Annotated in this window: 19 protein-coding genes and 2 tRNA genes; all 21 read left to right on the top strand. The window is 30.9% G+C overall.

Annotated elements, in window-relative coordinates:
- Positions 1-30 precede the first annotated feature (30 nt).
- Positions 31-732, top strand: a complete 702-nt coding sequence (locus I1N47_00160; protein WBF65586.1) for a VacJ family lipoprotein — start codon at positions 31-33, stop codon at positions 730-732.
- 33 nt (positions 733-765) lie between these two features.
- Positions 766-1,380: an ABC transporter substrate-binding protein gene (locus tag I1N47_00155; GenBank protein WBF65585.1), complete on the top strand. Its 615-nt coding sequence runs from the start codon at positions 766-768 to the stop codon at positions 1,378-1,380.
- Between the two features lie 36 nt (positions 1,381-1,416).
- Complete coding sequence (locus tag I1N47_00150; GenBank protein ID WBF65584.1) at positions 1,417-2,205, top strand: ABC transporter ATP-binding protein; 789 nt, start codon at positions 1,417-1,419, stop codon at positions 2,203-2,205.
- 11 nt (positions 2,206-2,216) lie between these two features.
- Entirely contained in the window at positions 2,217-3,017 is an 801-nt protein-coding gene (locus I1N47_00145; protein WBF65583.1) for an ABC transporter permease, read from the top strand.
- Positions 3,018-3,060: 43 nt separating this feature from the next.
- On the top strand, positions 3,061-4,329 hold the full coding sequence (gene murA / locus I1N47_00140) for a UDP-N-acetylglucosamine 1-carboxyvinyltransferase (GenBank protein WBF65582.1): 1,269 nt from the start codon (positions 3,061-3,063) through the stop codon (positions 4,327-4,329).
- 3 nt (positions 4,330-4,332) lie between these two features.
- Entirely contained in the window at positions 4,333-4,998 is a 666-nt protein-coding gene (locus tag I1N47_00135) for an ATP phosphoribosyltransferase (protein ID WBF65581.1), read from the top strand.
- 41 nt (positions 4,999-5,039) lie between these two features.
- Complete coding sequence (gene hisD / locus I1N47_00130; GenBank protein ID WBF65580.1) at positions 5,040-6,344, top strand: histidinol dehydrogenase; 1,305 nt, start codon at positions 5,040-5,042, stop codon at positions 6,342-6,344.
- A 2-nt stretch (positions 6,345-6,346) separates the two neighbouring features.
- Positions 6,347-7,447 (top strand): histidinol-phosphate transaminase, encoded by a 1,101-nt coding sequence (locus I1N47_00125; GenBank protein ID WBF65579.1) that lies wholly within the window; start codon positions 6,347-6,349, stop codon positions 7,445-7,447.
- A gap of 8 nt (positions 7,448-7,455) precedes the next feature.
- Positions 7,456-8,043, top strand: a complete 588-nt coding sequence (gene hisB, locus I1N47_00120; protein ID WBF65578.1) for an imidazoleglycerol-phosphate dehydratase HisB — start codon at positions 7,456-7,458, stop codon at positions 8,041-8,043.
- 29 nt (positions 8,044-8,072) lie between these two features.
- Positions 8,073-8,732 carry an imidazole glycerol phosphate synthase subunit HisH gene (gene hisH, locus I1N47_00115; protein ID WBF65577.1) on the top strand — a complete coding sequence of 220 codons (660 nt, stop codon included), beginning with the start codon at positions 8,073-8,075 and terminating at the stop codon, positions 8,730-8,732.
- Between the two features lie 44 nt (positions 8,733-8,776).
- Positions 8,777-9,517 carry a 1-(5-phosphoribosyl)-5-[(5-phosphoribosylamino)methylideneamino]imidazole-4-carboxamide isomerase gene (hisA, locus tag I1N47_00110; GenBank protein ID WBF65576.1) on the top strand — a complete coding sequence of 247 codons (741 nt, stop codon included), beginning with the start codon at positions 8,777-8,779 and terminating at the stop codon, positions 9,515-9,517.
- Between the two features lies 1 nt (position 9,518).
- On the top strand, positions 9,519-10,301 hold the full coding sequence (hisF, locus tag I1N47_00105; protein ID WBF65575.1) for an imidazole glycerol phosphate synthase subunit HisF: 783 nt from the start codon (positions 9,519-9,521) through the stop codon (positions 10,299-10,301).
- A 4-nt stretch (positions 10,302-10,305) separates the two neighbouring features.
- Positions 10,306-10,728, top strand: coding sequence for a phosphoribosyl-AMP cyclohydrolase (gene hisI / locus I1N47_00100; GenBank protein WBF65574.1), 423 nt, complete (start codon positions 10,306-10,308; stop codon positions 10,726-10,728).
- Positions 10,721-11,071: a phosphoribosyl-ATP diphosphatase gene (locus tag I1N47_00095; GenBank protein ID WBF65573.1), complete on the top strand. Its 351-nt coding sequence runs from the start codon at positions 10,721-10,723 to the stop codon at positions 11,069-11,071. Before hisI ends, I1N47_00095 begins: the two co-directional genes overlap by 8 nt.
- Before the next feature lie 12 nt (positions 11,072-11,083).
- Positions 11,084-11,422: a histidine triad nucleotide-binding protein gene (locus tag I1N47_00090; protein ID WBF65572.1), complete on the top strand. Its 339-nt coding sequence runs from the start codon at positions 11,084-11,086 to the stop codon at positions 11,420-11,422.
- A gap of 18 nt (positions 11,423-11,440) precedes the next feature.
- Positions 11,441-11,608, top strand: coding sequence for a twin-arginine translocase TatA/TatE family subunit (locus I1N47_00085; protein WBF65571.1), 168 nt, complete (start codon positions 11,441-11,443; stop codon positions 11,606-11,608).
- Between the two features lie 533 nt (positions 11,609-12,141).
- Positions 12,142-12,897, top strand: a complete 756-nt coding sequence (locus I1N47_00080) for a Nif3-like dinuclear metal center hexameric protein (protein WBF65570.1) — start codon at positions 12,142-12,144, stop codon at positions 12,895-12,897.
- A 35-nt stretch (positions 12,898-12,932) separates the two neighbouring features.
- Positions 12,933-13,544 carry a glutathione S-transferase N-terminal domain-containing protein gene (locus I1N47_00075; protein WBF65569.1) on the top strand — a complete coding sequence of 204 codons (612 nt, stop codon included), beginning with the start codon at positions 12,933-12,935 and terminating at the stop codon, positions 13,542-13,544.
- A 13-nt stretch (positions 13,545-13,557) separates the two neighbouring features.
- Positions 13,558-13,917: a ClpXP protease specificity-enhancing factor gene (locus I1N47_00070; GenBank protein ID WBF65568.1), complete on the top strand. Its 360-nt coding sequence runs from the start codon at positions 13,558-13,560 to the stop codon at positions 13,915-13,917.
- Positions 13,918-13,948: 31 nt separating this feature from the next.
- Positions 13,949-14,024, top strand: a tRNA-Thr gene (locus I1N47_00065).
- A gap of 77 nt (positions 14,025-14,101) precedes the next feature.
- Positions 14,102-14,177: transfer RNA gene (locus I1N47_00060), tRNA-Asn, on the top strand.
- Positions 14,178-14,252: the final 75 nt, after the last annotated feature.

Genomic DNA, 14,252 nt, shown 5'->3' with positions numbered 1-14,252 from the left:
ATTAATTGCTCAAATTACTGTGAGTTATTCATGACAAAAATTTTGTTAGTCATCTTATCATTGATGCTATCTGGGTGTAATACCACTAACTCTTTTCAGAAAAATATTGTGCTTAACAATATTGAAAGACTAAATAGAACAGCCCACAAGATAAATTCTTCTTTAGATGAAGCAATCCTATTACCTGCAGCAAAATCGTACAATTATATAACACCAAAAGCAGTTCAATCATCTGTAAATAATTTTTTTAGCAATGTAGACGATGTACAATCTGCTATGAATTGTTTTCTTCAAGGAAGAGGAGTGGATGGAATAAATACTGTTGGAAGATTTTTATTTAATTCAACAATGGGTGTTTTTGGATTGTTTGATGTAGCATCTATGTCTGGTGCAGAAAAAATACAAAATGATTTTGGTATAACTCTAGGCAAATGGGGCATACCTCCTGGTCCATACCTTGTTATTCCTTTTATAGGACCAAGCAACACACGTGATCTCATGGGTATGGGTATTAATCAAATATTTAATCCTCTCAGAAAATATAACTCAGAACACTATAATTTACTATCAATTTTATCAATAATTAATTATCGTGCTAAAATCATGCATATGACAGATCTTATTAAGGAAATTTCGATTGATCATTACTCTCTTATAAAAAATGCTTACTCCAAAAAAAGAGAAATTATGATCCACGAAAACTTAGAAGATATTATATATGATGATGAATAATAAAACACTTGAATATAAAAGAGTATAACAAACATGTTTACAGATAAATACTTGAAAAGTTTATTATATAGTTTATTAAGTGTCGTTTTTTTCTGCAACGCTTATGCACAATCTAGTTATCTAGAACCCCCTGATCAATTCTTACTAAGAGTTTCTGAAGAAGCTATATCTGCTATGAAAAAAGAATTGGATCCAGCTAAGGTTGACTTATTAAAACTAAATGAAATCGTCAAGATTTATATGCTACCACACGTAGACTTTCAAAAAATGACCAAGCTAACTGCTGGACGTCATTGGAAAACGGCTACAAACGAGCAAAAAGAAGAATTAATAGATCTGTTCCGTAAAAAATTAATAAAGACCTACTCAATGGCTTTATTACAAATTTCTCCAAATGCCACAATGTCTACTCAGGTAAATAAGACAGGGATTGACTGTAGTAATACAATAGCAAAGTCTATTATAAAAGAACCAAATGGACAAAGTATACAAATAGGTTATAGGCTTTCTATGACTGAAAACAAATGGAAAATATATGACGTAAGCATAGAAGGACTTTGGTTAGTAGAAAACTATAGATCACAGTTTAATAAAGAAATTAACAAATCTGGTATAGATAACTTAATCAAAAAATTGAATGATAATTGATTAAAATACTTCAAAATATTTTTAATAAAAACGCATATGTTAGCCATTAGCCTAGAAAAAATATCAAAAACATATCAAAAAAAATCTACAAATTGTATTATTTTTAATAAAAAAGAAAATTCAGTAATAAACAAACCAGCTCTACAAAATATAGACCTTCAAATAAAACCAGGTGAATTTTTTGGGCTACTTGGCCCAAATGGTGCAGGGAAAACCACTCTTATATCTATACTATCTGGGCTTTCTTATCCCAGTTCAGGTCATGCAAAAATTTATGGTTTTGATGTAATCAGCGATTACGATAAAACAAGAAGAATATTAGGTGTTGTTCCTCAAGAATTATTATATGACCCATTCTTTACAGTAAGAGAAACTCTACGTATACAATCAGGTTACTTTGGTCTTAGAAAAAATGATGATTGGATAGATGAGGTTTTACATAACCTAGGTCTAAGCGACAAATCAAATGATAATATGCGTACATTATCTGGTGGTATGAAAAGAAGAGTTTTAGTAGCACAAGCATTAGTTCATAAACCACCTGTTATAATTTTAGATGAACCAACAGCTGGTGTTGATGTGGAATTAAGACACACTTTATGGGAATTCATATCTCGCCTAAATAGTTATGGACATACTATTCTATTAACAACTCACTACTTAGAGGAAGCTGAAGCTCTTTGTAAAAGATTGGCAATATTAAAAGAAGGCAAACTTGTAGCTCTTGATTATACGAAAGAAATTCTATCCAAGGCAGGAGGACAAGGACTAGAAGATGCTTTTGTAAAAATAATGAACGAGAAAAACATTGATAGCAACACTTAAGAGGATATAGGGTGAAAAACAAACAATTTGAAATTGTAACAAAAATAATAAATTCAAAGAAATCCGGATTTATAACTCTTATGCATAAAGAGTTATTAAGATTTTACAAAGTATTCTTTCAAACTGTTGCAGCTCCAGTAACAACAGCTATACTATATTTATTAGTTTTTTCTCAGGTGCTAGGCGAAAAAATAGCATACGATGCTATTCCGTATACTCATTTTATCATACCTGGTCTTATGATGATGAGCATGCTACAAAATGCTTTTTCCAATCCATCATCCTCTCTAGTACAAAGCAGAATGACAGGCAGCATAATCTTTATGCTAATGTCACCTATTTCACCTATGGAGACTTTCTTTGCATACATAATAGCAGCTGTTGCAAGAGGATTACTTGTTGGAGCAAGTGTATGGATTATTTCTTTAATACTATTCCCAATCTTTCCAAGCAATATGTTATGGGTCATAACATTTTCTATTATTGCATGTGGAATTATGGGTTCTTTAGGAATAATAGCCGGACTATACTCTGAAAAATATGATCAATTATCAGTATTCCAGAACTTTTTAATAGTTCCATCTACATTTCTATCGGGAGTCTTTTATTCTATACATAATTTGCCTAAATTCTGGCAACAAGTCTCTTTATACAATCCTGTGTTTTATGTTATAGACGGTTTTCGTTTTGGCTTCTTTGATATATCTGATGTTTCTCCCTGGCAAAGCTTTATTATTAGTATTTCTGTGCTTTTCATACTTGCATCTTATGCTTTATATTTACTATCAATTGGCTATAAAATTAGGAACTAAATTATTTTGTAAATAATTATTTATAAAGGCAGTCAACTCGAAAATGATTTCCACAGAAGAACTACATATAGTAGGCGAATCACTCTTAAATGGAGAAGTCTATGTATCTGGAGCAAAAAATGCTGCCTTGCCAATACTATGCGCAGGACTATTAACTGAAGAACCTATTCTTCTAAAAAATGTTCCAGAATTAGATGATGTAAAAACTATTCTAAAACTTTTAGAGCATCTTGGTGCAAAAACTTCAAAAGAAAGCAATCACATAAAAATTCAAGCAGATAAAATAAAAAATACTGAAGCTCCTTACGATCTAGTAAAAACTATGAGAGCCTCCATATTGGTTCTAGGTCCTTTACTAACAAGATATGGAGAAGCAAGAATAAGTTTACCAGGAGGATGTTCAATAGGACAAAGACCTGTTGATCAACATATTAAGTTTTTATCGGCCTTAGGTGCTGAAATTAGAATGGAACAAGGCTTTATAATAGCCAAATCAAAAAAATTGCAAGGAACCGTCATAAAACCTGATGTGCTCACTGTCACAGGCACAGAAAATTTTATAATGGCTGCCTCTTTAGCAAAAGGAACTACAATAATAGAAAATGCAGCTTGTGAACCTGAAATTATAGACTTAGCAAATTTTCTGATACAAATGGGAGCTAAGATTACTGGCCATGGTACGAGACGCATAAAAATAGAAGGCGTTAACTACTTAAATGGCGCTAAATATGTAATATCTCCAGATAGAATAGAGGCTGGAACATTCTTATGTGCGTTAGCTACTACTGGCGGATGTATTAACCTAGTAAATGTCAAACCATATGAAATGAACTCTACTCTCAAAAAATTAAAAGAAGCCGGATTAGAAATAGAAATTGGACATGATTGGTTAAAATGCAAAATGAATAAAAAACCTAATGCTGTAAATATTTACACTAGTGAATATCCAGGTTTAGCTACAGATATGCAAGCACAGTTTATGGCAATGAATACTATAGCTAATGGCACATCTTTAATAACAGAAAATATTTTTGAAAATAGGTACATGCATGTACCTGAATTAAGAAGAATGGGGGCTGACATTACTATAGATGGTAATAAAGCTATAGTTCGTGGCGTTGATAAACTCTATGGTACAACTGTAAAAGCAACTGATTTAAGAGCTTCAGCTAGTTTGGTTATAGCTGCTTTAGGAGCCAAAGGAACAACAATAATAGAATCCATATACCATTTAGATCGTGGATATGAAAAAATGGAAGAAAAACTTAGAATGTTGGGAGCCAATATTCTAAGAAAACCTAGAAAGGAATAAAGAATGAAAGAATCTTCAGATATACAAATTACTCTTGCTCTATCTAAGGGTAGAATTTTTGAAGAAACAATGCCTCTGTTAGCTGATGCTGGCATACAAGTAATGGAAAATCCAGAGAAATCTAGAAAACTAATTATACCAACTAGCAGCCCTAACTTGAGACTTTTGATACTAAGAGCATCTGATGTTCCAACATACGTGCAATATGGAGCTGCCGATCTAGGAATAGCTGGTAAAGATGTATTAATAGAGCATTCTGCGCAACATCCAGGTAGTTTATATCAACCGATTGATCTAAATATAGCTAAATGTAAACTATCAGTTGCTGTTCGCAAAGATTTCAATTATGCAAATGCTGTAAAACAAGGAGCTAGGCTAAGAGTAGCAACAAAATATGTTAAACTTACCAGAGAATATTTTGCTGCAAAAGGGGTATATGTAGATATAATTAAACTTTATGGTTCCATGGAACTAGCTCCATTGGTTGGATTAGCGGATGCAATTGTTGATGTTGTCTCTACAGGCGATACATTAAGAGTTAATGGTTTAGTTCCTGTTGAAGATATAATGCAAATATCTTCAAGATTAGTAGTTAATAGAGCTTCTTTAAAAAATAGAGGAGATAAGCTAAAACCATTGATGAACGCTTTCTATAAAGCTAGTAATTAACTACAAAATATTAATTCTTTAGTATAAATGGATATGTGAATATGATTAAAATTAACTATCTGAATTCATGTGAAGAAGATTTTTATATGAAACTTTCTAAACTGTTATCTTTTACCTCAACAGAAGATAAAGTTATAGAACAAACTGTAGATTCTATATTGTCAGACATCAAAACTCAAGGTGATAAAGCATTAATAAAATATACTAATAAATTAGATAGAATAAATGTAAAACAATCTACGGAACTAGAAATACCTAAAAGCAAATGGCTAGAAGCATTAGATAGTATTCCAAAAAATCAAAGAAAATCTTTAGAATTGTCGGCAGCCAGAATTAGGAAATATCATGAATATCAAAAAATAGAGACATGGCAATACACAGAAAGTGATGGAACAACGCTAGGCCAAAAAATATCAGCAATAGATAAAGTCGGTTTGTATGTTCCTGGAGGAAAAGCAGCTTATCCATCATCTGTTCTTATGAATGCAATACCAGCCAAAGTAGCTGGAGTGCCAGAATTAATTATAACCTCTCCAACTCCCGATGGTTATATGAATCCTCTTGTTTTAGCTGCTGCCGCTATATGTGAAGTGGACCTGATATTAACTATTGGTGGGGCTCAAGCTGTGGGTGCTCTAGCATATGGCACAGAAACTATACCTCAAGTTGATAAGATAGTTGGACCAGGAAATGCCTATGTAGCAGCTGCTAAGAAAAAAGTTTTTGGTACTGTTGGAATAGATATGATAGCTGGACCAAGTGAGATTCTTATTATATGTGATGGAAAAACTCCAGCAGAATGGATAGCTATGGATTTATTTTCACAAGCAGAACACGATGAGCTAGCACAATCTATATTACTATGCCCTGATGCATCTTTTATAAAAAAAGTAGAAATAGCTATAAATAAACTACTACCAGAAATGCCTAGACAAGAAATCTTGAAAAAAAGCTTATCTAATAGAGGAATTCTAATTCAAGTAAAAAATCTAGAAGAAGCTTGTGATATAGCCAACAAAATAGCTCCTGAACACTTAGAGATTTCTATAGAAAACCCTAATATAGTTTTAAAAAATATTAAACATGCTGGTGCCATATTTCTAGGTAAATTTACTTCGGAATCACTTGGTGATTACTGTGCTGGCCCTAATCATGTATTACCAACATCACGTACTGCCCGATTTTCATCTCCTCTTGGAGTATATGACTTCCAAAAACGCTCTAGCTTAATTAATGTATCTAAAACAGGAGCTATAGAATTAGGGAAAATAGCCGTTGATCTTGCATTGGGAGAAGGTTTGCAAGCACATGCAGCAAGTGCTCAATATCGTATTAATGGAGAATAATTATGGCAGCGAAGCTTCAAAAATCTTGTGACTTTATTTTCCATACTATAAGACAAGATATACAAAAAACTACATCTTATCCAATTAACGATGCATCTGGTTTAATTAAACTAGATGCAATGGAATCACCATATGAACTACCGAATGAACTGCGCGAAAAAATAAGTAAAAGAATAAGTTCATTATCATTTAATAGATATCCTTCAATAAATAAAAAAGAACTAGTTCAAACCATCAAACATGCTTTTGATATACCACTTGAAGCTGATGTTTTATTTGGTAATGGATCAGATGAATTAATACAGCTCATTATTCAAAGTTGTTGCTCACCAGGAGATGTTGTTTTATCCCCATCGCCTTCATTTGTATATTTTGAAATGGCATCCAAATTTAATCATGCTAAATTTATAGATGTACCATTAAATAATAATTTCCAGCTAAATATTATAGATATGCTTAGTGCAATAGAGAAGCATAAACCCAAAGTAATCTTTTTAGCTATGCCAAACAATCCTACTGGTAGCCTATGGAATAATGATGAAGTACAAAAAATCATAGATAATGCACCAGGGTTAGTTATTATTGACGAAGCATATCAAGCATTTACAGATCATACATGGATGCAAATGATTACTAAATTACCGAATATTCTTGTTTTAAGAACTGTATCAAAAATAGGTTTAGCAGGACTCAGGTTTGGTTATTTATCAGGAACTCATGATTGGATAAATCAAATAAATAAAGTAAGACCTCCCTATAACATAAACATTCTTACAGAACAGGCTATTCTGGAGATTATCTCAAATAAAAATATTTTAGATAAACAAACCAAAGAAATTTTAAAAAACAAAGAATTCTTGAAATCAGAATTAGAAAAATTTAGCACTTTAACTGTATTTCCATCACATGCAAATTTTATACTCATAAAAATTTGCAATAAATTTGATGCAACTGATTTATATGAAAAAATAAAGAAAGGAGGCGTTCTTGTCAAAAACCTATCTAACTCTCATAATTTGTTAAAAAATTGTTTGAGAATATCTATAGGAACATTCGAAGAAAATTTAATTCTTTTAAACATTCTAAAAAACCTAATTAATTAGTAGTGACTATGAGAACATCTAAAGTATGTCGTAAAACAAACGAAACAACGGTAAATGTAGATATAAATATTGATGGAACAGGCAAACAATCTATCAAAACAAATATGCCTTTCCTTGACCATATGATAGAACAAATATCCAGACATGGCCTTATTGATATGTATATCAAAGCTGAAGGTGATAACTATATAGATGACCATCATTCTGCTGAAGATGTAGGAATAACGTTAGGAATGGCTATTAAAGAGTCATTAGGAGATAAGATAGGAATCTCTCGTTATAGCCACGTATATGTTCCATTAGATGAGTCCCTATCAAGGATAGTGATAGATTTTTCTGGAAGACCTCATCTAGAATATAATGTAAATTATACCAGAGCGCGTGTTGGAAATTTTGATATAGATCTAATAAGGGAATTTTTTCAAGGATTAGTAAATCATGCGTCTATGACTTTACATATAGATAATCTCAAAGGCCAAAATACACATCATCAATGTGAATCAATTTTTAAAGGTTTTGGCAGAGCTCTAAGACAAGCAGCGTCTTTAGACGAAAGAATGAAGGGTATAATACCATCTACAAAAGGTATTTTATAAACAAAAAATAACTCACTAAAGGTTATGTCGTGACAAAAATTGCTATTATTGATTATGGAATGAGTAATCTTCATTCTGTAGCTCGTGCTTTGCAATATGCCGCTCCAGAAGCTAGCATAAAAATTTGTAATAAAGCTAAGGATATATCTGAAGCAGATCGAATAATTCTTCCTGGTCAAGGAGCTATGTCTGATTCTATGATGAATCTTGAAAAATCTGGATTACTAGAAATAGTTAAAGAAACTATTAATAACAAACCAGTAATGGGTATATGTGTTGGCCAACAAATGCTATTCGAATCTAGTGAGGAAGGTAATAATACTAAATGTCTTTCTTTAATAAAAGGTCATGTATATTTATTCAAAGGTAAAATTTTTGCACAAAATAATATTTGTTCACAATCAAATAATCAGCTTCTGAAAGTACCACATATTGGATGGAATAGAGTAAGACAATGTCAAAATCATCATTTATGGACTGACATACCAAACAACACTCATTTTTATTTTGTGCACAGCTATTACGTAAAACCTGTTGACTCTAGACTTATATTGGGAGAAACTGACTACGGGATATCTTTTGCTAGTGCAATAATATCTAACAATATATTTGCAGTACAATTTCATCCAGAAAAAAGTTCTAAAAATGGTTTAATTTTGTATCGCAATTTTGTAAATTGGAAACCCTAACATTTCATGTTAGATTTTTTTTAATTATTAATTGATAATATATCATGTTGTTAATTCCTGCTATCGACCTTAAAGATGGAAAATGTGTTAGATTACGCCAAGGAAACTTGGAAGATGTTACTGTTTTTTCAGAAGACCCAACTACAATAGCTAAAAAATGGGTGAATGATGGAGCCAAACGCATACATTTAGTTGACCTAAATGGAGCAGTAGTTGGAAAACCAAAAAATGATAATCAAATCAAAAGTATATTAAAATCAGTAAACCAAGATGTAGAAATTCAAATTGGTGGAGGTATTCGTGATTTAAATACAATTGAATATTATTTAGACTCTGGCATTTCATATGTAATAATTGGAACTGCAGCTATTAAGAACCCCGGTTTCTTAAATGAAGCTTGTGTGGCTTTTCCTGGACATATTATAGTAGGATTAGATGCTAAAGATGGTAAAATAGCTACTGATGGATGGAGTAAAATTACACGTCATAATATCATAGATATTGCAAAAAAATTTGAAGATTATGGATGTGACGGAATAATATATACTGATATTGGAAGAGATGGTATGCTTTCCGGAGTCAATATAGAAGCTACTGTTAATTTAGCACAAAATGTCAAAATACCAGTATATGCCTCTGGTGGCATAGCAACTATAAAAGACATAGAAGAATTATGTAAAGTAGCTGAAGAGGGAATTTCTGGAGCCATTCTTGGTCGCAGTATTTATGAAGGCACTCTCGATTTTCAACAAGCACTGAAAATAGCTGAAAAACTAGTAAATTAATATGAAAAGTAAAAACTCTCTCACAAAAAGAATAATACCTTGCCTAGATGTTACTGGAGGCCGTGTAGTTAAAGGGGTAAATTTTGTTAATTTATCTGATGCTGGAGATCCTGTCGAAATAGCAAAAAAATATGACGAACAAGGAGCTGATGAAATAACCTTCTTAGATATAACCGCTTCTAGTGATGAACGAGATCTTATATTACCTGTAATCGAAAAAGTAGCCTCACAAGTATTTATTCCTTTAACAGTTGGTGGAGGAGTTCGAAAATTAGCTGACATTCAAAGATTATTAAATGCTGGGGCAGATAAAATTAGTATTAATAGCACAGCTGTCAGTAATCCAAAATTAATTCAAGAAGCCTCATCCTACTATGGATCTCAATGTATAGTAGTAGCCATAGATGCCCGTAAAACATCTAAAAAAGGAGAATTAAATAAATGGGAAGTATTCACTAAAGGCGGACGTAATGCAACAGGTCTAGATGCAATAGAATGGGCAAAACAAGTTTCATCATATGGAGCAGGAGAAATATTACTAACTAGTATGGATAGAGATGGTACAAAAACTGGATTTGATATTGAATTAACAAGACTTATATCTGACTCTATACCTATACCTGTTATAGCTTCTGGAGGAGTTGGTAATTTACAGCATTTGGCAGATGGTATCTTAGAAGGTCATGCTAGTGCAGTATTAGCAGCAAGTATATTTCATTTTGGCGAATATTCTATTAAAGAATGTAAAAATTTTTTATCAAATTTGGGCATATCAATAAGATGAATTTATGAATCATAAAAAACCTACCATTTCATGGATGGATGAATTAAAATTTGACAAAGATGGTTTAATCCCTGTCATAGCTCAGGATTATAAGAATGGTGATGTTCTTATGATGGCTTGGATGAATAAAGAAGCCTTACAAAAAACAATATCATTAGGTAAGGCTGTTTACTGGTCAAGGTCTCGCAAGAAATTATGGGAAAAAGGTGAGGAATCTGGTCATACTCAAATAGTTCAAGAGATTAGACTAGACTGTGACGGGGATGTTATCTTACTAAAGGTTAATCAGTTAGGAAATATATCTTGTCATACAGGTAGAAAAAGTTGTTTTTTTCGTGTTCTAAAAAATAATGATTCGGAAAACAAAATCTGGACATCAGTCGATGAAATTTTAAAAAATCCTAAAATTATGTATAAAAATGAATAGTCACAATTATCCTGAAATATTAAGCAGAATAGCAAATATATTAGAAACTCGTAAACCTAAAGAAGGTATCTCAAATAAAAAATCTTATGTTAGCGAATTATTTAGCAAAGGACCAGATTCTTTTTTAAAGAAAATTGGAGAAGAAGCAACTGAATTAGTTATGGCTGCTAAAGATGGCATACCACAAAAAATAATAAGTGAAACAGCTGATTTATGGTTCCATAGTCTAGTGCTCCTATCTTATTATAATCTTAGACCTGAGGATGTTATGCTTGAATTAGAAAAAAGAGAAGGAATTTCTGGTATTGAAGAAAAAAACATGAGAAATCTAAATAAAACTTAAATATTTTTTAAAATGAAAGATTGTATTTTTTGTAAAATTATAGAGAAAAAAATACCAGCAAATATAATATATGAAGATGAGTATTTTCTGGCATTTCATGATATTAAACCAGCAGCACCAATACATTTATTAATTATACCAAAAAAACATATTGAATCTCTCAAAAATACTCATCAGAATGATGAAATATGGTTAGGAAAAATGCTATTGTTGATACCCAAAATAGCTTTTGCTAATGGTTGTAAATCTGGTATTGATGGGGGGTTCCGCATAATAAATAACTGTGGAGCTGCTGCAGGACAAGAGGTCCCACATTTACATTTTCATATATTAGGTGGCTTTGGTACTTAACTATAAAAAATTGCAAACATGGAGATTAAGATGGCATATTTTAGAATATGGCATTGGTTAGTAATAATATTGTTGGCATTAATATTATTTGGTTCAAAAAAAATGAATTGCATCAAAAAAAAACTTGGTCTTGTTTTAAAAAAATTAAAAATGGAAAAAAGTGACTTTGATAATTCAAAAGATTAAAGAATAAACAAAAAATATTGGACATATATAACACTTAAATAATAAGTTGATACATCACAAAATTAATTCAAAGACTATGTATTACAACCAAATAAATAATTGTAATCGTTATGTAATTCTGTATTTAATATTGTTCTGGTGTTTTTGAAATTAAAGTACTGTGTACTACTATTTAAAACTAATGAATAATTATAACTTAACTAACACCATGACTTTATAATTTTAATATGCTTATTTCCACTAGACATTTCTCATTCCTTATCAAAAATACAATTCTATATATCTAACTACATAAAAACATATATAGAAATAGCATTTGGATTTGCAATAATGGTAAAGGTTTCTTTTTGCTATAAACCAATTAAGAATTGCTAGAAAAAATATATTGACAATTATATTCATACTATCATAAATAAATTACTACTCCTGATATAATAATCATTCTATTTATAATTAAAATACAGATTCTTTTATTATATATGAGTATTCAATCTATATGTAAAATTTACTAAATATTACATCAATAATTAAATATGAAATCTGTCAATATAAAGACCCTGAATCAATGGTTAAATGAATTATTAGAGCCAGAAAAATTTGTGGATTATTGTCCTAATGGTTTACAAATAACTGGTAAAAAAAATATAAGAAAAATAATAGTGGGAGTTACATCAAGCCTAGATTTTTTAAATATTGCTGTTCATCAAAAAGCTGATGCGGTTATTGTACATCATGGTATTTTTTGGAAAGGAAATAATGTTATAAGCGATATATTAAAGAATAGAATAAAATTATGCTTACAAAGCGATCTAAGTTTATTTGCATATCATTTGCCATTAGATGCTCATCCAAACATTGGCAATAATGTACAATTAGGTAAAATATTAGATTTTGATACTATCGAAAAACAACAAAACAAAGATTACTTACTAATGTTTGGAAAATATAAAAAAAACATCACAATGCAAGAGTTAAATAATCATATAAGCAATAAACTGAAAAGAACTAGTTTATTAATAGGGAATCCTAATGAAACTGTAGATAAAATAGCTTGGTGTACAGGAGGAGCTCAAAATAAATTTATAGAAGCTTATAATGAAGGAGCAAGTGTTTATATAACAGGTGAGATTTCTGAGCCAGTATTTCATATATCTAAAGAATTAAATATTGGATTCATATCTGCAGGTCACCATGCAACAGAAAGATATGGAATAAAAGCCTTAGGATTGGCTATAAAAAAAGAATTCGATATTGATGTTGATTTTATAGACATAAATAATCCCATTTAAATACAATATATATTTTTATAAAGGTAAATTTAAATATGATGGTGCTTTACTCTGGAGAAACTTGTCCTTTTTCACATAGATGTCGTTTTGTTTTATTTGAAAAATGGATGGATTTTGAAATTCATAATGTAGACTTGAAAAACAAACCAAAAGAAATTTTTGATATGAATTCATATGGCCAAGTACCAATCTTATCTGAAAGAGAACTGATACTTTATGAATCCAATATTATAAACGAATATATCGATGAAAGATTTCCTCATCCACAATTAATGCCAGCTGACCCATTAACCAGAGCAAGAGTTCGGTTATTCTTATATACCTTTGAAAAAGAGCTGTTTTCTCAAGTAAAAATTCTTGAGTCTCAAAATACAAACATTAATGAAAAAAATATTTTAGAAGCTAGAAACAATATCAAAGAACGCCTAACACAATTATCACCAATATTAACCAAAAATAAATTTCTACTAGGTGATGATTTTTCTATGCTAGATATAGCTATAGCACCTTTACTATGGCGTTTAGAACATTATGGAATATCTTTACCTAAGAGTGCAGCTCCGTTACAAAAATATGCTGAAAGAATATTCTCACGTTCTGCCTATATAGAATCCTTGTCTCCAGCTGAAAAACTTATGCGTAAATAGATGAGAATATTATATGGATAAAATATCAACTAAACCTTACTTTATAAGAGCTATATTTGAATGGTGTACAGATAACAACTATTCACCACATATATTAGTAAGTGTTGACAAAAATACATTAGTTCCTACAAGCTATGTACAAGATCACAAAATAATACTAAATATAAGTCAAGAAGCATGTAATAATATAGAAATAAATAATAATTTTATTAAATTCCAAGCAAGATTTAACGGTATTATAGAAGATATATTTATTCCTATGGAAAGGATATTGTATATCTTTTCTAAAGAAACTGGTTATGGTATGGAATTCCAGATAGAAAATACAGAAGCAATTAAAATAGAAAAAAAAGCCTTTTCTATTGTTAAATAAGTATACAATACATGTTATAATAATATTTTTAGCCGGCTTAGCTCAGTTGGTAGAGCAGCGCATTTGTAATGCGAAGGTCGGGGGTTCGACTCCTCTAGCCGGCACCATTTTTATTCTTAATAAGTATTGACATATTTGTTAAATCTAAATATCATTTAATGAGTGTTGTTTATCATAATACTTTTCCCTGATAGCTCAGTTGGTAGAGCGACGGACTGTTAATCCGCAGGTCGCTGGTTCGAGTCCAGCTCGGGGAGCCAAGCTATTCTCTTAGACTGTTCTTCATATTTTGATGCTGTAGATTAAATGTTATTTGATTTCTATATTATAAAAAC

The sequence above is a fragment of the Candidatus Kinetoplastibacterium crithidii genome (genome assembly GCA_027557655.1).
GTDB lineage: Bacteria > Pseudomonadota > Gammaproteobacteria > Burkholderiales > Burkholderiaceae_B > Kinetoplastidibacterium > Kinetoplastidibacterium crithidii_C.
Note: the sequence above shows the minus strand (reverse complement) of the source record. Positions and strands in the feature narration are given on the sequence as shown.

Excerpts from the sequence above, each read along its gene's own strand:
- hisF (WBF65575.1), top strand. The coding sequence starts at position 9,519 with ATGAAAAGTAAAAACTCTCTCACAAAAAGAATAATACCTTGCCTAGAT.
- I1N47_00125 (WBF65579.1), top strand. The coding sequence starts at position 6,347 with ATGGCAGCGAAGCTTCAAAAATCTTGTGACTTTATTTTCCATACTATA.
- hisI (WBF65574.1), top strand. The coding sequence starts at position 10,306 with ATGAATCATAAAAAACCTACCATTTCATGGATGGATGAATTAAAATTT.
- murA (WBF65582.1), top strand. The coding sequence starts at position 3,061 with ATGATTTCCACAGAAGAACTACATATAGTAGGCGAATCACTCTTAAAT.
- I1N47_00135 (WBF65581.1), top strand. The coding sequence starts at position 4,333 with ATGAAAGAATCTTCAGATATACAAATTACTCTTGCTCTATCTAAGGGT.
- I1N47_00080 (WBF65570.1), top strand. The coding sequence starts at position 12,142 with ATGAAATCTGTCAATATAAAGACCCTGAATCAATGGTTAAATGAATTA.
- I1N47_00090 (WBF65572.1), top strand. The coding sequence starts at position 11,084 with ATGAAAGATTGTATTTTTTGTAAAATTATAGAGAAAAAAATACCAGCA.
- I1N47_00155 (WBF65585.1), top strand. The coding sequence starts at position 766 with ATGTTTACAGATAAATACTTGAAAAGTTTATTATATAGTTTATTAAGT.
- hisB (WBF65578.1), top strand. The coding sequence starts at position 7,456 with ATGAGAACATCTAAAGTATGTCGTAAAACAAACGAAACAACGGTAAAT.
- I1N47_00150 (WBF65584.1), top strand. The coding sequence starts at position 1,417 with ATGTTAGCCATTAGCCTAGAAAAAATATCAAAAACATATCAAAAAAAA.
- I1N47_00160 (WBF65586.1), top strand. The coding sequence starts at position 31 with ATGACAAAAATTTTGTTAGTCATCTTATCATTGATGCTATCTGGGTGT.
- I1N47_00095 (WBF65573.1), top strand. The coding sequence starts at position 10,721 with ATGAATAGTCACAATTATCCTGAAATATTAAGCAGAATAGCAAATATA.
- I1N47_00075 (WBF65569.1), top strand. The coding sequence starts at position 12,933 with ATGATGGTGCTTTACTCTGGAGAAACTTGTCCTTTTTCACATAGATGT.
- hisD (WBF65580.1), top strand. The coding sequence starts at position 5,040 with ATGATTAAAATTAACTATCTGAATTCATGTGAAGAAGATTTTTATATG.
- hisA (WBF65576.1), top strand. The coding sequence starts at position 8,777 with ATGTTGTTAATTCCTGCTATCGACCTTAAAGATGGAAAATGTGTTAGA.
- I1N47_00070 (WBF65568.1), top strand. The coding sequence starts at position 13,558 with ATGGATAAAATATCAACTAAACCTTACTTTATAAGAGCTATATTTGAA.
- I1N47_00085 (WBF65571.1), top strand. The coding sequence starts at position 11,441 with ATGGAGATTAAGATGGCATATTTTAGAATATGGCATTGGTTAGTAATA.